12 protein-coding genes are annotated in these 17,847 nt (G+C 63.3%); 10 read left to right on the top strand and 2 right to left on the bottom strand.

The window, feature by feature from the left end; translation table 11 throughout:
• Positions 1-432: 432 nt before the first annotated feature.
• Positions 433-1,764: an MFS transporter gene (locus GcLGCM259_RS13605; RefSeq protein WP_138178463.1), complete on the bottom strand. Its 1,332-nt coding sequence runs from the start codon at positions 1,762-1,764 to the stop codon at positions 433-435.
• A gap of 703 nt (positions 1,765-2,467) precedes the next feature.
• On the opposite strand from GcLGCM259_RS13605, the gene GcLGCM259_RS13600 reads away from it, so the two are divergent.
• The 4 genes from GcLGCM259_RS13600 (at position 2,468) to GcLGCM259_RS13585 (ending at position 8,275) form a co-directional block, all read left to right on the top strand.
• The gene (locus tag GcLGCM259_RS13600; RefSeq protein ID WP_171021283.1) at positions 2,468-3,400 is read left to right on the top strand and encodes a LysR family transcriptional regulator; all 933 of its coding nucleotides are present in this window, start codon (positions 2,468-2,470) and stop codon (positions 3,398-3,400) included.
• 109 nt (positions 3,401-3,509) lie between these two features.
• A complete protein-coding gene (locus GcLGCM259_RS13595) occupies positions 3,510-5,150 on the top strand; it encodes an amidohydrolase (RefSeq protein WP_138178465.1) in 1,641 nt (546 codons plus the stop codon).
• On the top strand, positions 5,137-6,855 hold the full coding sequence (locus tag GcLGCM259_RS13590) for a thiamine pyrophosphate-dependent enzyme (RefSeq protein ID WP_138178466.1): 1,719 nt from the start codon (positions 5,137-5,139) through the stop codon (positions 6,853-6,855). The genes GcLGCM259_RS13595 and GcLGCM259_RS13590 overlap by 14 nt, the downstream gene beginning before the upstream one ends.
• A gap of 43 nt (positions 6,856-6,898) precedes the next feature.
• Complete coding sequence (locus tag GcLGCM259_RS13585) at positions 6,899-8,275, top strand: NAD-dependent succinate-semialdehyde dehydrogenase (RefSeq protein WP_138926942.1); 1,377 nt, start codon at positions 6,899-6,901, stop codon at positions 8,273-8,275.
• 109 nt (positions 8,276-8,384) lie between these two features.
• Here the strand turns inward: GcLGCM259_RS13585 and GcLGCM259_RS13580 are convergent, their stop codons facing one another.
• On the bottom strand, positions 8,385-9,773 hold the full coding sequence (locus GcLGCM259_RS13580) for an alkaline phosphatase family protein (RefSeq protein ID WP_138175437.1): 1,389 nt from the start codon (positions 9,771-9,773) through the stop codon (positions 8,385-8,387).
• A 456-nt stretch (positions 9,774-10,229) separates the two neighbouring features.
• Between GcLGCM259_RS13580 and GcLGCM259_RS13575 the strand changes: the two genes are divergently transcribed.
• From GcLGCM259_RS13575 to arcA, 6 genes are all read left to right on the top strand, one after another.
• Positions 10,230-10,601, top strand: a complete 372-nt coding sequence (locus GcLGCM259_RS13575) for an SdpI family protein (protein WP_138175439.1) — start codon at positions 10,230-10,232, stop codon at positions 10,599-10,601.
• Between the two features lie 231 nt (positions 10,602-10,832).
• Positions 10,833-12,566: an ABC transporter ATP-binding protein gene (locus GcLGCM259_RS13570; RefSeq protein ID WP_138175441.1), complete on the top strand. Its 1,734-nt coding sequence runs from the start codon at positions 10,833-10,835 to the stop codon at positions 12,564-12,566.
• Positions 12,567-14,648, top strand: a complete 2,082-nt coding sequence (locus tag GcLGCM259_RS13565; RefSeq protein WP_138926941.1) for an ABC transporter ATP-binding protein — start codon at positions 12,567-12,569, stop codon at positions 14,646-14,648. It begins immediately after the preceding gene.
• A 383-nt stretch (positions 14,649-15,031) separates the two neighbouring features.
• Positions 15,032-16,180, top strand: coding sequence for an amino acid permease (locus GcLGCM259_RS13560; protein WP_342773563.1), 1,149 nt, complete (start codon positions 15,032-15,034; stop codon positions 16,178-16,180).
• A 9-nt stretch (positions 16,181-16,189) separates the two neighbouring features.
• A complete protein-coding gene (locus GcLGCM259_RS15780) occupies positions 16,190-16,480 on the top strand; it encodes a hypothetical protein (protein ID WP_342773562.1) in 291 nt (96 codons plus the stop codon).
• Between the two features lie 84 nt (positions 16,481-16,564).
• Positions 16,565-17,812: an arginine deiminase gene (arcA, locus tag GcLGCM259_RS13555; RefSeq protein WP_138926940.1), complete on the top strand. Its 1,248-nt coding sequence runs from the start codon at positions 16,565-16,567 to the stop codon at positions 17,810-17,812.
• The last annotated feature ends 35 nt before the right edge of the window (positions 17,813-17,847 follow it).

The following is a 17,847-nucleotide window of genomic DNA, read 5'->3' as shown; positions in this document are numbered from 1 at the left end:
TTCAACGACACCTGGTCCGCAGTCCAGAACGCGGAGTTCGTTCCGGTGTACCGGAAGGAAACCTGGGCTGTGGAGCTAGGCCGGTCATGGCGAGATTGACGACATACTCGAAATTATCGGCTTCAAATGTGTACGGGGTTGCCAGATCCAGCACGTTTCTCAGGAATTTGCATGCGGCCGGGACTGGACCAGGTATAGACATGGCTGCTGCGCGCGACTGGGCAGCCAGGGTAGTTCCACTCGTTCTAACCAGCAGGGCCGGAATGACGTGGCCGTCAAGGAACACGAGGGGTGTTCCGGTTGTTTTCACGTCACAGTTTTGTACACTCTTCGCTACCCAAGAAAAGGTCTCCTGAGCAGATGCTTTAATCTGTTCAGGAGACCTTTTGGTTCCTCTGAGATTCAGGACTTACTCACTTAGGGCCAGAAACGCTACTTCTGAAGGACCGCGGCTGCATCGGCGGCAAAGACATCACGTGCACGCATTTTGCGATGTAGTCCCCAAACTCCTGCCATTGTTACTAAGGCGATAATCCCGTAGAAAGCCGCAACTCCCCATGGACCGAAGGAGCCAAGTATTGCCTGCGCGAGTAGCGGGGTAGACCCGCCGATCAGGGAGGCACATAGGCCGTTCGCTAGGGCAACGCCGGTAAAGCGAACGTTGACAGGGAAGGCTTGAGACAGGAAAGACGAGAGCATCGCGTAGTATGCCGTGCCGCCTAGAATCGAGACCCCCAGTACGAAACCGATGATCAGCGCGTTAGCGCTCATTATGGCCAGGAAGAGCGGAACGATGATTAGCAGGTTCAACACGAGCCCCCAGAGCATGACGGGCACCCCGCCGATGCGTTCGGCGATTTTCGCTGCTATGGGCTGCCAGAGGAACTGCAGAACCGACATGATCAGCAAGATATTCAGAATTACCTGTCGATCCATGCCCATGCCCCCGGCATCGACAGCTGTTGTCGTCCAAGACAGCAGGAACGTGTTGTTGAAAAATGCGATCGCGATACCAAGCACCGAAGCTGCCACGCCCAGCCACACGTATCCGGGAGCCTTCTTGAATACCTCGATAACTGGTACCTTGACCACCTCGTGCTGGGCGCGCGAGGCCGTGAAGTCTGCAGACTCTTCGACTTTCGAACGAATGATCAGCCCTACGATGACCAGCAGGGCGGAGAAGAGGAACGGAACACGCCACCCCCAGGACAGGAAGGCCGCGTCATCGAGCATGCCCACCAGCAGAAACATCACCGTAGCCATGATGGAGCCAGCGGGTGAACCTTGCTGAACCCAGGCCCCTGCCATGCCGCGCTTTTTTTCAGAAGCAGATTCGGTAGCCATCAAAGTGGCTCCGGCCCACTCGCCACCCACAGCAAGTCCCTGCATTGCGCGCAGGATTACCAGGGCAATTGGGGCTACAACGCCGATGCTGGCATAACCTGGCAGCAGGCCAATCAGGGTGGTGGCACCACCCATCAGGAACAGTGTGGCAACTAGAACGTTCTTTCGTCCGAAACGGTCTCCCAGATGCCCAAAGAGCACGCCTCCTAGAGGGCGAGCCAGGAAACCCACCCAAAAAGTGGCGAAAGAAGCCATGATGCCGGCTCCCGCTGCGATATCCGGGTAGAACACTTTTCCAAAGACTAGGGCCGCGGCCGTTCCGAAAATGAAGAAGTCATACCATTCAATGGCGGTGCCTACGAAGGCGCCGGCTGTGGCACGGGTTTGCCGCTGCTGCGGCGTGAGGGTGCGAGTTTTCATCTGCGTCTTCCTTATGAGGCGTGCGGTCCGAGATCCGTGATCCGCACCATAGTCGTACGTCACTTTCAGTATCCCGTCGCAAACTACATCGCGTCCAAGACCTCTTAGGCCGCGAATACATGCTTTTTTGTTATGCTCAGCAGTTCTCCACAGAGCGACGGTGCGTGCGAAATCCGCTGTGCCTGTGGGGCTAGTTGTATCCTTGCCCTTGAAGTGATCAGGGCGAAACCGAAGGTTGGGAAGCGGTAGCAGGAACAGGCGGAACGGAGCGTGAGGAGACCGATGCCGGCACTGTTGCACGCGTCCTGCTTATCTGCCTTGGAAAGTCTGAAGAAGTCAGCTCGATCAAGCTCGTGACGTTCCAGGTGTGTTGATACGTTCACCGGGGCTTTGGGCGGGTCGGGCGCGTCGTCCACGAAGTGCGTGATGCCCCTTGGATGTTTCCCGCCCAAGGGCCGTTACGGTCCCAAGCGAGGACAGCAAAAAGAAGGGGACAGAACTGAGTGCAGCTGCCCCGAGTAGAAATGTTGCAACTCTTGAACATCTCGTTGCAGGAGGACCCGTTAGAGGAACTGCGACGCGTCGTGCTTTTGGTGGAGAGGGCCGAACCGTCTGCTCCAAAGCAGCGCAGGCCAGACCCTGGGAAGGTATCAATTTGACGCTGTAATCCGAGCTATTGCCGGGGGCTTGCTATGGTAGGGCCGTGAACTATCGCCGCTTGCAGTATTTCCTGAGCACCGTCGACTATGGGACAGTTACCGCAGCCGCCGAAGAACTGCACATCGCCCAGCCGGCACTCAGTCGCCAACTCAAAACCCTTGAGCAGGAACTGCAGTTGAAGCTCTTTGAATCGCGGGGCAACCGGCTGGTGCTCACCTCCAGTGGCCGCGCCTTCGTCCCCTTGGCCCGAAAATTGCTCTTGCAAACCAGGGATCTGCAAGAAGCGGTAGCAGTGCTGCGTACCGGGGACGTTGCCAAGTTCGCTTGTGGCTCCACTTCGGCTTCGATTCGCGGTTTCTTGGCACCTTTCATCGCCTCGCTTTCCCCGCGAGACCCGATGATCGTGGTGCGCGAAGTCAGCCACTTCGACTTGGAACAGGCCCTACTGCACGATCTGGATTTCGTGGTTACTCCGCAAGTTCCCAGTGGAGATTTAGCTTCAGAGTCGCTGGGGGTTGTGGCTCTCAAGGCCTCTTGCCCGCCAAGTCACCCATGGGTGTCCGACGGGCGTGCAGAAGTGGATCTTCGGGAGCTGTGCTCGGAGCACCTGATTCTGCCCACGCGCAATAGCGTGAGTCGCCACGTGCTCGATGACGCGCTCAATCGACACGGTGTGCATTTGGCGCAATATATCGAATGCGAGGACGGATTGGCCATTAGTGCATTAGTGGCCTCCGGCAGAGGAGTGGGGGTCGGTACCGAGCTGCCCTCGTTTGGTAACCGTCGGGTGGCCATCATTGAAAGCAGGGAGGTGCAGCCCTCAGTTCGGCCTACTCTCAACCTGCACCTCGCCTGGCATCGGGGGCACTATGCCGAAGAACGAATCCGCGATATTGCGCGACGGATGCGGCCTTGGGTTGAGCGCGGTCAACTGGATGCAGGTACAGCACCCGCTTTGGACATGCGAGGAGAGTAACCTCTCATGCCATAGAGTTATGGAATAAAGAACTTATATGTATTAGACAGCATACTAGGCTTTTCGGATACTTGAGCTAGATCACTTAGTTCCTAGTTCAGGAGGCCGCATGTTCGACGTGCTTTACACCAACGGGATCATCCACACCCAAGATCCCCAACGTCCGCTTGCTCAAGCGCTAGGAATTCACCACGGGCGAGTCATTAGTCTCGACCATGAACTCGAGCCCAGGCACTTCGCAAAAGTCGTGGATCTCGGTGGGGCAGCGGTGGTCCCCGGCTTTAACGATGCCCACCTTCACCTCACCTTCATTGGGGACGCGCTGACTCAAGTGGACTTGCGCCCGGAGAGTGTAAAGACCATGGAGGAGTTGCTCGCTGCAGTAGATGCTGCGGCCAGCACGGCTAAGCCCGGTGCGTGGGTCATCGGCACAGGCTATGACCAGAACTTCCTCGGCGATGAACACCCCACCGCACGGGCCCTGGACTCTGTTAGCCACGGACATCCGGTCTTTCTCTGGCACGTGTCGCGGCACATGGCTGTAGCGAACACGCGCGCCTTTGAGCTCTCCGGCTATCCAGAGCGCCGTAACGTACCAGTGCCGGACGGCGGAGCGGTGCCCTGCGACGCGCGTGGCCTCGCAGAGGGCCTATTGCAGGAAACCGCGCGGAGTATTGTGCTGGACCATATCCCGGTTAAGTCCATCCAGGACGTAGCTGATCTGGTTGCGGCGGGTTCGCGTGAGATGCTCAAGTTGGGCGTCACCTCAATCACCGAACCGGGAATCGGTGCGCCGGATCACATCGGGCAGAGCTCAGTGGACCTAGCCGGCTATCAAATGGCCCGCGAGCGCGGTCAACTTGGCGTGCGCGCCACACTGATGCCCTACCTGACCACCCTGCACCCGCTGGACACGGAGTCGTTTAAGGGTCACCAGCGCTACGGTCTCGACCTGGGCATGCGCAGCGGCATGGGCGACGAAGTGCTGCGCATCGGCCCGACTAAAGTCCTCTCCGACGGTTCGCTCATCGGCCGCAGCGCCTTCATGTGCTGCGACTACGCCACGGATGAGGGAAACCGAGGCCTGTTGCAGTTTTCGCAGGAAACACTACGAGAAAAGCTGATCGGAGCACATTTAGCGGGCTGGCAGTTAGCGGTACACGCTATAGGCGACGCCGCCTTGGATGTAGTCATGGACATCATCGCCCAGGCGCAGGAACTCGCCCCCCGTCCTAATGCGCGCCACCGGATCGAGCATGCGTCCGTGGCCTCAGATGCGCAAATTCAGCGCATGGTTCAGTTAGGACTCATTCCGGTCCCACAGGGCCGCTTCATCCACGAACTAGGTGACGGGGTTGCCGTAGCTATGGGAGCCGAACGACAACCGCTTGCCTACCGGGTGAAGTCCTTCTTGGACGCAGGCCTCGTCATTCCCGGGTCGACCGATGCTCCCGTGGTCAGTGCGGATCCACTCTTGAACATTGCCTCTCTGGTAGAGCGCACGACGTTGGCGGGCGCGCCCTTTACCGATGGCGAGAAGCTCACAGTGGCTCAAGCGGTGCACGCTTACACCGTGGGCAGCGCCCACGCGGTCCACGAAGAGAGCTACAAGGGCAAATTGGTTCCCGGCCATCTGGCCGACTTCGTGGTGCTTTCCCAGGACATTTACGACATCCCCACCGAAGACATAGCTAATACCCGAGTCGAGGCCACGGTAGTGGCAGGAGAACTTGTATATGGAAACCTCTAGCATCATTCCGACCCAACTCGCCTCGTCGGCAGACACCTCGCGGCGCAGTTCGCACGTGGTCCGCCCAACACACGCCGGAGCGGCAATCGTCGAATCCCTTGCGCGTCACGGTGTCAAACGCGTCTTCACGGTTCCAGGAGAGTCTTACCTGGCTGTGCTGGACGGTCTGCACGACGCGAATATCGACAACATAGTAGTGCGCCACGAAGGAGGCGCCGCTTACATGGCCGAGGCTCACGGCAAGTTCACCGGACAGCCCGGGGTCGCCATGGTGACCCGCGGACCCGGTGCGGCCAACGCGTACGTGGCCGTTCACTCCGCTTGGCAGGATGGGACTCCCATGGTGCTGTTCGTGGGTTTGATTCCGGTAGCCGACCGGATGCGCGAGTCGTTCCAGGAATTTGACCCCTATGCCTGGTTCGGCAGTCAGGCCAAGCGCGTTTTCGTTATTGATGAAGCCGAGCGGGCTTCCGAGATCGTGGCCGAGGCCTTTTTCGCGGCAGCGTCAGGTCGTCCGGGCCCGGTGATCGTGGGTCTTCCCGAGGACGTGGTCGCCCATGAGTTCGCCGGTGAATTGCACCAGCCGCTTACCGTGGCCGAGGGCGCTGTCTCAACCGGGGAACTCAAGGAGCTGGCAAGCGCCCTATCCAACGCTCAGAAACCGTTGCTGTTTGTCGGTGGCCAGCGCTGGAGCGCGAAGGCTGCCGCAGGGGTGACGGCTTTTGCGGAGGCAAACAACATTCCGGTGGTACATGATTGGCACGCTGCGGATCGGGTGCCGTTCAATTCCCCAGTGAACATGGGCGAGCTGGGGTACGGGCGCACCGATAAGGCGGCCCAGATGTTCGAAGAAGCTGATGTGTTGGTCGCAATTGGGGCGGTACCCTCCGATGTACCCACCGATGGATTCACCCTGCGTCAGAACCGGCGGGCAGTCAACTATCTTGTAAACATTGACACCTCATTGCGTGGGCGCTCTGGGGCGATAACCCGTCACATTTTGGCCACTCCCGGTGTCTTTGCCGAAGCGCTAGAAGAATTGCGCCTGGAGCGGGAAACTCAATGGGAGCCTTGGCGGGCTGCCGGGCGCGAAGCGCGAGAAGCATACACGAAGCTGCCACAGCGCGAGGAGCTGTCGCCAACCCGCGAGGGTACCGCTCACATGAGCGCGGTGATTGCTGAGCTGGTTCAGCGTCTTCCCGAAGATGTAGTGACTACCATGGGGGCAGGCAACCACTGTGCGTGGCCCATGAGGTACGTGCCAACCAATATTTTCCCGTCCCAGTTAGGTACCCGCAATGGATCCATGGGTTACTCTATTCCAGCTGCGGTAGCTGCCTCCCTGGAGGCTCCGGAGCGCTTGGTGCTGGCGATTTGCGGTGACGGCGAGTTCTTAATGAACGGGCAGGAACTGGCCAGTGCTACCCAACACGGTGCTGCGTTGCTGACCGTAGTAATGGACAACGGACAGTTCGGAACTATTCGCGCGCACCAAGAGGGCCACTTCCCGGGCCGCGTTTCGGGAACCCAGTTGCAAAACCCGGACTTTGCGGCGTTGGCTCGCGCTTATGGGGGGCACGGCGAAACTGTGACCAGCGATGCTCAGGCCGCCGAAGCAGTGCAGCGTGCTCTGGATGTGGTGCTCAAAGAACATCGCCCGGCCCTTCTACACGTCATTGTGGATCAGGGCATCCTGTTTCCATAGACCCCACATTACCGGCAAGACGCCATTTTCGAGGAGGAATCCCATGAGCATGTATGCAGTGACCAACCCCGCTACCGGAGTCGTAGAGGCAACCTACCCCACCGCCAGCGACGCCGAGATCCAGGAGGCCATTGGCGCGGCCCACCAGGGCTTCACCACCTGGTCCACCTCCGAGATCTCCGAGCGCGTCGCGCTGCTGGAGCGGGTGGCCGACATCTACGAGGAACGCGCGGAGGAACTGGCCGCGATCATCACCCGCGAGATGGGCAAGCCGGTGCGCCAGGCCCAGGGCGAAATCAGCATTGTCGCCTCCATCTACCGCTACTACGCCAAGAACGGTCCGAAGTTCCTGCAGGACGAGGAGCTTGAGGTCGCCAGCGGCGGCAAGGCGCTGGTGCGCAAGGAAGCGGTCGGTGTGCTGTTGGGCATCATGCCGTGGAACTTCCCCTACTACCAGGTGGCCCGCTTCGCGGCGCCGAACCTGATGAACGGCAACACCATCCTGCTTAAGCACGCCCCGCAGTGCCCGGAATCGGCGCTGGCCATGGAGCAGATCTTCAAGGACGCCGGGGCCCCGGAAGGCGCCTACGTGAACATCTTCGCCACCAATGACCAGGTGGCCGACATCATCGCCGACCGCCGGATCCAGGGGGTTTCGCTGACCGGTTCGGAGCGCGCCGGTGCCGCGGTGGCCGAGATCGCCGGGCGCAACCTGAAGAAGGTCGTGCTGGAACTGGGCGGTTCGGATCCGTTCCTGGTCATGGAGGATGCGGACGTGGCCCGCAGCGCCAAGCTGGGCATGCGCGCCCGCTTCGGCAACACCGGCCAGGCCTGCAATGCCGCCAAGCGCTTCATCGTGGACTCCTCGGTGTACGACGAGTTCTCCAAGGCGCTGGTGGACCAGGTGTCCGGCATCAAGATGGGCGATCCGACCGAGGCGGAGAACTTCGTCGGCCCACTGTCCTCGGCCGCGGCCCGCGACGGGTTGGCCGCCCAGGTGAAGGACGCCGTGGACAAGGGCGCAACCGTGCTGGCCGGCGGCAAGCCGGTGGACGGGGACGGCGCCTACTTTGAGCCGACCGTGCTGGCCGGGGTCACCGAGGACATGCGCGCCTTCAGCGAGGAATTGTTCGGCCCGGTCGCCGTGCTGTACAAGGTGGACGGTGAGGAGGAGGCCGTGAAGCTGGCCAACAACACCGACTACGGGCTGGGTGCCTCCATCCACACCCAGGACGCCGAGCGGGCCGACCGCATTGCCCGCCAGCTGGAAACCGGCATGGTGGCCATCAACGAGCCCTCCGGCACCGCCGCCGAGCTGCCCTTCGGTGGCGTAAAGCGCTCGGGCATCGGCCGCGAGTTGGGCAAGTACGGCATGGATGAGTTCGTCAACCACAAGCTGGTGAAGATCTCCGGACGCTAGTCCATACCCCCTCGCCGTCAGGCCGGGGACAGGTGAGGGTGGCGCACGGTTCTCGTGCGCCACCCTTGGTGGTTAAGCCACCGGCCGTGGGGCTTTGGTGCCGGGCCGCTTACTTCTTCAACGACACCTGGTCCACGGTCCAGAACGCGGAGTTCGTTCCGGTATACCGGAAGGAAACCTGGGCGCGCTTGGCTTTCTTGGGCACGTCGATGGAGAGCTTCTCCACCCCGTTGAAGTCCTTTTCATAGGACTTGACCAGTACCGGCTCACCATTGTCGAAGCTGATGAACACTTCTGCGCTCTGCGGGCCGTCCACCTTGTAGTTCGAGGCAAAGCTCAAAGTGGCCTGCTTGCCTCCCTTGACCTTGTAGCTGGGGCTGACCAGGGTCGAATCGAACTGCCCCTCGGCGTGGGACTTGTCATCCCACTCATCGGAGTCCGCCACCGCGAAGACGTTGCGGTTGTGCACGCTGGTCTCCCGGCCCTGGTTCAGCTCGGCATTGGTCCAGAACTCGTCGGTGGTGAAGGACCAGCCGCGCCATTCACGCACTCCGCCCTTGGGCATGTCCTTGTTCTCAATGCTCCAGCCGCTGGGTGCGGTGTGGGTCCAGCCCTTGGTCTTCGCACCGAGCTTCGACTCGTCCTTCGCCTTCTTCAGGTGCGGACGCAGGGAGTCAAAGTCATCGGGCTTGATGGATTGGATGACCTGCCCGTCCAGGGCCCAGTCGTCCTCGATGCGTACGCCCTGGTGCCTTAGGACGGTGGGGGCGATGTCGGTGAGCTTCACATCATGCCGCGTGCTGCCCGGGGCGTACTTCTTGCCGTTGGCAATCACGAAGGTGGCCCGTTCGCGGATGCTGCTGCCGCCGTGCCCGCCACCGGGGGTGTGGCCGTGGTCCGAGGTGACAATGACCAGCCAGTCCTCCTTGTGCCGGGTGCTGCGCTCATCGATGGCCTGCAGCATGTCCCCGATCTGCTGATCCGCCTTCGCGTGGGCACGGGTGTAGGAGATCGAGTCGCTGCCGTTGCTGTGCCCGGCCCCGTCGATCTCATCCAGGTGCACAAAGGTGCTGTCCGGGTTCCCGTTCTTCAGGTAGTCGACCACCGTGGAGGTGGTGCCGGCGTCATTGCCTCCGGCGAGCAACAGGTCCGCGCCCTGGGCGAAGACCTGCTGCGGGATCGGTCCCCAGGTGCCCACCACCAGGGTGGAGCTTTTGGCCCGGGCCGCCTCCAGGCGGGTGAGGTAATCGGGGTATTGATCATAGTTGGGGTTGGAGAAGGAGTTGTCCGGCACCTGGTGCTTGTCCGGCCATGCGCCGGTGGCAATGGTGGACCAGCCGGCCCCGGAGACGGTGGGCGCCATGGGGTTGGCGTAGAGGTTGGAGTTGGCGAGCATGCCCTCGGCCCACAGCTTGGCCAGGTTCGGGGTGTTGCGCTTGTTGATCTGCGCCATCGAGGCGCCATCCAGCCCAATCACCAGGGTCTTCTTCTTGTGCACGCCCGAGGGCAGCCCCTCATGGGCCGCGGTGGACTTCTTGGCGGCCAGCTGGGGTTGCGGGGCCGAGGCCGGTTCGGCGGCGACCGAGCAATTACGGCCAGCGCCAGCGCGGAAGCGGCCACGGATGCGCGGATGCGCGAGGATGATTTCACGGGTGTTCTCAATGGTCAGAGTTCAAAAGGATGATCCGCCCGGAACTGGCCGGGCCATGACCATGGTGGCCCGCCGGCGGGCGTCAGACAATGAAAAACCGGGCCTGTTCGGACAAGTTCTGCCGGAGTTCACCTCTTGTCCATGCTGGTTGCCGGGCGGTCACGCGGCGTTTGCCAAAACCCCTAGTGAACCCCCTGCGGCTTGTGCGTACAGGGAAGACCGGGCGCGGGTGCGCCGGGGATCTGCGGTACCGTGGAGGCAGCCGCGGCAAACCGTGGCAGAGGCGGCAAGGGAAGCAGGGGTATGGGCTGGGTTGAGGTGATCCCGTTCCTGGCGGGACTGGGAATCATCACGTTGACCGGCCAGCTGCTGGTTGGATCCATGCGCAGCGGCAGCCTGCGGCGCAACGCCGTGGTGGGCCTTCGCACCAGCGCCACGCTGGCCTCGGACGAGGCCTGGCTGACGGGCCACGCCGCCGCGGTTCCGCAGATGGCCCGCGCAGCCCGCAGTGGATGGCTGTTGCTGGCGGCTTCCGTGCTGTGCGCGGCGCTCTTTCGGCCCCCTGTTGGCTTCGCGGTGGCCGGGGCGGGCTACCTGCTGGTGATCGGCTGGCTGTTGGCCGCCGCCGTCACCGGCCATCGCGCCGCCAAGGCGGTCGCGGACGCGCTGCCCTGAGCCCGTTGTTGCGCGTCGATTCGCGGATTCCTGCCAACTTCAGCCCTGGCGGGTAGTCCTGCGCGGTGGGGAACGTGTCGAACGCCATAAGTGATTGGCACAATTCAATCAAAAGGATGACTCCAAAGCCCAACGGGGACTACTAGACTGGCTTTCGCCCTCAAATCCCTGCGCCGAAAAACCGGTTCGCGCCCAGCGGTTTCGGGGCTGACGCTAGCGAGGACAAACCACATGCTTCTGAAGCTCATCCTAAAACACTCCAAACCCTATGCCGGGTGGATCGTTGCGGTCTTCATCCTGCAACTGGCCACCACCATGGCCACGCTGTTCCTGCCCAGCCTGAACGCCAAGATCATTGACGTGGGTGTCGTCAACACCGATATTGACTACATCTGGCGCACCGGCGGGATCATGCTGGTCGTTGCCTTCGTGCAGGTGATCACCGCGATCGGCGCCGTCTACTTTGGCGCCAAGACCGCCATGAGCCTGGGCCGGGATATCCGCCAGGCCGTGTTCGAGCAGGTCTCCACGTTCTCCGCGCAGGACGTGAACAAGTTCGGGGCCGCCACCTTGATCACCCGCGGCACCAACGATGTGCAGCAGGTGCAGATGCTCACCCTGATGCTGCTGAACTTCATGATCACCGCCCCGATCATGTCCATTGGCGGGGTCATCATGGCCATCCGCGAGGATCCGGGCCTGTCCTGGCTGGTCTGGGTGTCGGTGCCGGTGGTGCTGATTGTGGTGGGCATCCTGGTCATCAAGCTGATGCCGCTCTTCCGCCAGATGCAGGTGCGCATTGACGGGATCAACGGGGTGCTGCGCGAGCAGATCACCGGCATCCGCGTGGTGCGCGCGTTCGTGCGCGAACAGCACGAGACCGAGCGCTACGCGGACGCGAACCAGAAGCTGACCGACCTGGGTGTCAAGGTCGGCAACCTGTTCGTGCTCATGTTCCCGGCGATCTCGATGATCCTGCACCTGTCCACCGCCGCCGTGCTGTGGTTCGGCGGGCACCGGGTGGATGCCGGGCAGGTGGAGGTCGGGGCGTTGACCGCATTCCTGCAGTACCTGCTGCAGATCCTGATGGCGGTCATGATGGGCACCTTCATGGCCATGATGGTCCCGCGCGCCATGGTCTCCGCCGACCGCATCGGCGAGGTGCTGGACACCAAGCCGAGCATGACCGAGGCCGAGGACCGTGAGGTGCACCTGCCCACCCCGGGCACCGTGGAGTTCCGCAACGTCAGCTTCGGCTACCCGGGTGCCGAGGCCCCGGTGCTGAACAACATTTCCTTTACCGCCCAGCCGGGCAAGGTCACCGCGATCATCGGGTCCACCGGTTCGGGCAAGACCACCTTGCTGAACCTGATCCCGCGGCTCTACGACGTGACCCGCGGGCAGATTCTGATCGGCGGGGTGCCGGTGGATGAACTGGGCCGGGATGCGATCTCGCGCAACATCTCCGCCGTCCCGCAGCGCCCCTACCTGTTCTCCGGCACCATCGCCAGCAACCTGCGCTTCGGGGCGCAGAGGGCCAGCGATGCTGAGCTGTGGCAGGCGCTGGACATTGCCCAGGCGGCGGACTTCGTCGCCGAACGCGAGGGGCAGCTGGACTCAAAGATCTCCCAGGGCGGCACCAACGTCTCCGGCGGGCAGCGCCAGCGCCTGTGCATCGCCCGGGCCCTGGCCGCCAAGCCGCGCACCTACCTGTTCGATGACTCGTTCTCGGCACTGGACGTGGCCACCGACGCGAAGCTGCGCGCCGCCCTGGCCGAGCCGACGAAGGACGCCGCGGTGATCATCGTGGCCCAGCGCGTCTCCACGATCACCCGGGCCGACCAGATCCTGGTGCTGGACCACGGGGAAATCGTGGCTCGCGGCACCCATGAGGAGCTGCTGGAAAGCTCGGAAACCTACCAGGAAATCGTTTCGTCCCAGCACAGTGCGGAGGAGGTGGCCTAGATGGCGGATCAGAAGAAGAACTCCTCGGCCCCCGAGGTGGATGCGAGCCTGGAAGAGGTCGACGAATTCGCGGCCGCGGCCAGCAGCGACACCTGGGACGAGGCCCCGGTACGCAAGGCCCAGCACTTCTGGCCCTCGGCCAAACGCCTGGTCGGACTGCTCGCCCCGTACAAGCTGGGGATGAGCATCGTCTTCGCGATGATCGGCATCTACGTGGTCCTCTCGGTCACCGCCCCACGGGTGCTGGGACGGGCCATGGACGTGATCTTCGCCGGGCTGATCGGCAAGAACATCCCGGCCGGGACCCCGGCCGACGTGCTGATCCAGCAGCTGCGCGACAGCGGCGATGACACCCAGGCCGACATGCTCTCCCGGGTGGACTTCGTGCCCGGGCAGGGCATCGACTTCACCCAGCTCTCCCGCTTCATCCTGATCGTGCTGTCGATGTACTTCATCGCCTCGATCTTCATGTGGCTTTCGGGCTGGCTGCTGAACCGCCTGGTGATGAAGGTGGTGTACCGGCTGCGCAAGGACGTTGAGGACAAGATCAACGCACTGCCGCTGAACTACTTCGACACCCGCCAGCGCGGGGACATCCTCTCCCGGGTGACCAACGACGTGGACAACATCCAAAACGCGCTGCAGCAGGCGCTGAGCCAGCTGGTGCAGTCCGCGCTGAGCGTGCTGGGCATTGTGATCATGATGTTCGTGGTCTCCTGGCAGCTTGCGCTGATCGCACTGGTGGCGCTGCCGCTGTCCGCGGTGGCCGCCGGCATCATCGGCACCCGGGCGCAGAAGCTGTTCACCGCCCAGTGGAAGAACACCGGTGCGCTGAACGGGCAGATCGAGGAATCCTTCTCCGGCCACGAGCTGATGAAGGTCTTCGGGCGCGAGGACGACATGGTGGAGCGCTTCACCCAGCGCAACGACGAACTGTACAAGGCCAGCTTCGGGGCCCAGTTCGTCTCGGGCATGATCATGCCGGTGATGAACTTCGTCTCCTACCTCTCCTATGTGGGCATCGCCGTGGTCGGCGGGCTGCGCGTGGCCTCCGGGTCGATGAGCCTGGGGGATGCGACCGCGTTCATCCAGTACTCGCGCGAGTTCACCCAGCCGCTGGGGCAGATGGCCGGGCTGGCCAACATGCTGCAGTCCGGTGTGGCCTCCGCCGAACGCACCTTCGAGCTGCTGGACGCCGAGGAGCAGGAGGCCGAGGATGCGCGCACCCAGCTGCCGGCCCGCACCGACGGGCACGTCTCCTTCCAGGACGTCAGCTTCTCCTACAACCCGGACCAGCCGCTGATCGAAAACCTGTCCTTTGACGCGGATCCCGGGCACACGGTGGCGATCGTGGGGCCGACCGGGGCGGGCAAGACCACCCTGGTGAACCTGGTGATGCGCTTCTACGAGCTGAACTCCGGGCGGATCCTGGTGGACAACGTGGACATCACCCACCTGTCCCGCGCGGACCTGCGCTCCAAGGTGGGCATGGTGCTGCAGGACGCCTGGCTGTTCGGTGGGACCATCATGGAAAATATCCGCTACGGCCGGCTGGACGCCACCGATGACGAGGTCATCGAGGCGGCGAAGGCCACCTTCGTGGACCGCTTCGTCCGCGCCCTGCCCGAGGGCTATGAAACCGTCATCGACGAGGAGGGCACCAACGTCTCGGCCGGTGAGAAGCAGCTGATCACCATCGCCCGCGCGTTCGTAGCCAACCCCTCGCTGCTGATCCTGGATGAGGCGACCAGCTCGGTGGACACCCGCACCGAGCTGCTGGTGCAGCAGGCCATGGCGGCGCTGCGCACCGACCGCACCAGCTTCGTGATTGCCCACCGCCTGTCCACGATCCGCGACGCGGACACCATCCTGGTGATGGAGGCCGGACGGATCGTGGAGCAGGGCAGCCACGAGCAGCTGCTGGCCGCCGAGGGCGCCTACTACCGGCTGTACCAGTCCCAGTTCTCCGGTCCGGCCGAGGACGTGGACGCCAACCCGGACACCGCCGCCGTGCCGGTGACCGGCGCCCCGGCCGCCGCCGGTTCCCCCACCCCGGGGGAGCAGGCCGAGACCGGACGGTAGTCCTGTCCGCAGGGCCGCGACGGCGGGAAGCGCCCCTTCCCGCCATCGCGGCCCTGACGCATTTAAGGCGCCAACCCCGCGCAGTGATGTTGCCCATGCCGCGGTGGCAACCCCCGTAATGCCGGGGGTGGAACGGGCTCGGCAGCACGGGCGAATGCCGGTGTCCGTGCGGAAATCCAGCTTCCTGGCAGCGCGCCGGGAGCGTTGACAGGCCGCTTTGGATAGTTGGATACTGACAGCAGATCGCCGACCACTTGGCTGTTTTCCAACGTCGTTGCGTCGTCCGGAGCGTGCGGCCCGAACCGGGGCCCGGGCATCGGGTACCACGATGAGTGGCCGGATGCATGTTCGCAGTGGCACGCCGAGGGAAAGATGAACCAAGCATGGCAGCTGAGACCGGGGAAGCGACACAGGGCCACGTAGCCAAACTCAGCATGCTCACCCTCACCGGCGTGGTCGTCGGTTCCATGGTGGGCGCCGGGGTCTTCTCACTGCCGGGCAGGTTCGCCAGCGAAACCGGGATCTTCGGTGCGGTCATCGCCTGGATCATCGCCGGGGCCGGCATGCTCATGCTCGCCTTTGTCTTCCAGATGCTGGCCAACCGCAAGCCCGAGCTGGACGCCGGGGTGTACGCCTATGCGAAGGCCGGATTCGGGGAATACCTCGGATTCTTCGCCGCCTTCGGGTACTGGGCCAGCGCATGCGCGGGCAACACCTTCTACTGGGTGTTCATCATGTCCACCCTCTCCGGGCTGGGGGTGGCCGGGCTGGGTTCCGGAGCCACCCTGCTGGCGGTGGGGCTGTCCTCGATCGGGTTGTGGGTCTTCTTCCTGCTGATCCGCCGGGGCGTGCAAAGCGCGGCCCTGGTCAACCAGATTGTCACCATCGCCAAACTGGTGCCGATCATCATCTTCATCCTGATCTGCCTGTTCGTGCTGGACCCGGAGGCGTTGCGGCAGAACTGGTACGGCGCGGACTACGCCGGATCACTCTTTGAGCAGGTCCGCTCCACGATGCTGGTCACCGTCTTTGTCTTCTTGGGCGTGGAGGGCGCGAGCGTGTATTCGCGCCACGCCCGGCGCCGGACGGACGTGGGACGGGCCACCATCCTGGGGTTCCTGTCCGTGTTCGCGATCTTTGCCTCGGTCACCATCGTCTCCTACGGGGTGATGCCGATGGAGCAGATCAGCCAGCTGGAGCAGCCCTCCATGGCCGGGATCCTGGAATACGCGGTCGGCCCGTGGGGCCGCTGGTTTGTGAGCATTGGGCTGATCATCTCGGTGCTGGGCGCCTACCTGGCCTGGTCGCTGATGGCCGCCGAGGTGCTCAGCGTCGCCGCAAACGAACGGGACATGCCCTGCTTCCTGGGCAAGCTGAACCGCACCGACGTGCCGGTGAACGCGGTGCTGCTGACCTCCGTGCTGGTACAGGGCATGCTGGTCATCCTGCTGTTCGCCGAGGACGCGCTGGACCTGGCGTTGGATTTGACCAGCTCCCTGACGCTGATCCCGTTCCTGCTCGCCGCGCTGTAGGCGGTGAAGGTGGCCTACGCTGCCCGGCACGGGCAGGGGGAGCGCCGGGCCTCCGGGCGGGACCTTCTCACCTCGGTGCTGGCGGTGGCCTACACCGTCTTCCTGGTCTTCGCCGCCGGCTGGCACTTCTTGCTGCTCTCCTTCATCATCTACGCCCCGGCCACCATCCTGTTCGTCATGGCCCGCCGGGAGCAGGGACGCAAGGCGTTCGAAGGCCGCGAACCGGTGATCTTTGCCCTCTCCCTGCTCGGCGCCCTGCTGGGCGTCGTGGCCCTGGGCGCGGGGTGGATCCACTTCTAGGGCGACAGTCGCTGAACTGCACAACGAGAAACCACCAGGGTCGGGCGGCTGTCCGATTCGCAAGGAACGGAAGGAACACGGACCATGAGCGAAACCACGGGCAAGGGTGTGCATTCGGAGGTCGGGCAGCTGCGCAAGGTGCTGGTGTGCGCGCCGGGGCTGGCCCACCGCAGGCTGACCCCGTCGAACTGTGACGACCTGCTGTTTGACGACGTGATGTGGGTGGAAAGCGCCCAGCGCGACCACGCAGACTTCGTCTCCAACCTGCGCGGCAACGGGGTGGAGGTGCTGGAGCTGCAGGAGGTGCTCACCCAGACCATGGCCCAGGCCGAAGCCCGGCAGTGGCTGCTGGAACGTAAGGTGGTGCCCAACGTGGTGGGCGGCGGGCTGGTCGAGGGTACCCGGGCCTACCTGGATTCGCTGGACGAGGGCCGCCTGTCCGAACTGCTGCTGGGCGGCATGGCCACCAGCGACCTGCCCGAGGACTACCGCACCGATTACGTGAACCTGGCCCGCGAATCCCGCGGCATCTATGAGTACCTGATGCCGCCGCTGCCCAACACCCTCTACACCCGGGACACCACCTGCTGGATCTACGGGGGAGTGACCCTGAACCCGCTGTACTGGGATGCTCGCCGGGATGAGACCCTGCTGATGAAGGCGATCTACAAGTTCCATCCCGAATTCCGGGATTCGACGATCTGGTGGGGGGATCCCGAACAGGAGTGGGGCCAGGTGACCGTGGAAGGCGGGGATGTGATGCCGGTGGGCAACGGGGTGGTGCTGATTGGCATGAGCGAGCGCACCTCCCGCCACGGCATTACCCAGCTGGCCTCCTCACTGTTCCGCCAGGGGGTGGCCGAGCACGTGATCGTGGCCGGGATGCCGAAACTGCGTGCGGCGATGCACCTGGATACCGTGTTCACCTTCGTGGACCATGACGTGGTGACCCTGTATCCCAAGATCATGGGCGAGGTGCACACCTTCTCGCTGCGTCCCTCCGATCAGGACCCGGGGGTCAGGGTGATTGACCATGGCACCAAGAGCTTCACCGACGTGGTCGCCCAGGCGTTGAACCTGCCCAAGCTGCGGGTGGTGGCCACCGCCGGGAACAACTATGACTCCGAACGCCAGCAGTGGGACAGCGGCAACAACGCCGTGGCCCTGCGCCCCGGCGTGGTGTACACCTATGACCGCAACACCCAGACCAATGATGCGCTGCGTGCCGCCGGCATCGAGGTGCTGCCGATTGTCGGCGCCGAGCTGGGCCGTGGACGCGGCGGCGGGCACTGCATGACCTGCCCCATTGAGCGGGACGCCGTGCAGTACTAGCACGCACCTGCCCCGGGTGCCCCGCCGTTGACGGG

The sequence above is a fragment of the Glutamicibacter creatinolyticus genome, assembly GCF_006094275.1.
In the GTDB taxonomy this organism is placed as follows: domain Bacteria; phylum Actinomycetota; class Actinomycetes; order Actinomycetales; family Micrococcaceae; genus Glutamicibacter; species Glutamicibacter creatinolyticus.
The sequence above is the reverse complement of the archived record's forward strand: the minus strand, read 5'-3'. Positions and strand labels throughout refer to the sequence as shown.

Bases quoted from the DNA above. Each gene is read 5' to 3' on its own strand.
- GcLGCM259_RS13605 (WP_138178463.1), bottom strand. From the start codon at position 1,764: ATGAAAACTCGCACCCTCACGCCGCAGCAGCGGCAAACCCGTGCCACA.
- GcLGCM259_RS13595 (WP_138178465.1), top strand. From the start codon at position 3,510: ATGTTCGACGTGCTTTACACCAACGGGATCATCCACACCCAAGATCCC.
- GcLGCM259_RS13590 (WP_138178466.1), top strand. From the start codon at position 5,137: ATGGAAACCTCTAGCATCATTCCGACCCAACTCGCCTCGTCGGCAGAC.
- GcLGCM259_RS13585 (WP_138926942.1), top strand. From the start codon at position 6,899: ATGAGCATGTATGCAGTGACCAACCCCGCTACCGGAGTCGTAGAGGCA.
- GcLGCM259_RS13575 (WP_138175439.1), top strand. From the start codon at position 10,230: ATGGGCTGGGTTGAGGTGATCCCGTTCCTGGCGGGACTGGGAATCATC.
- GcLGCM259_RS13570 (WP_138175441.1), top strand. From the start codon at position 10,833: ATGCTTCTGAAGCTCATCCTAAAACACTCCAAACCCTATGCCGGGTGG.
- GcLGCM259_RS13565 (WP_138926941.1), top strand. From the start codon at position 12,567: ATGGCGGATCAGAAGAAGAACTCCTCGGCCCCCGAGGTGGATGCGAGC.
- GcLGCM259_RS13560 (WP_342773563.1), top strand. From the start codon at position 15,032: ATGGCAGCTGAGACCGGGGAAGCGACACAGGGCCACGTAGCCAAACTC.
- arcA (WP_138926940.1), top strand. From the start codon at position 16,565: ATGAGCGAAACCACGGGCAAGGGTGTGCATTCGGAGGTCGGGCAGCTG.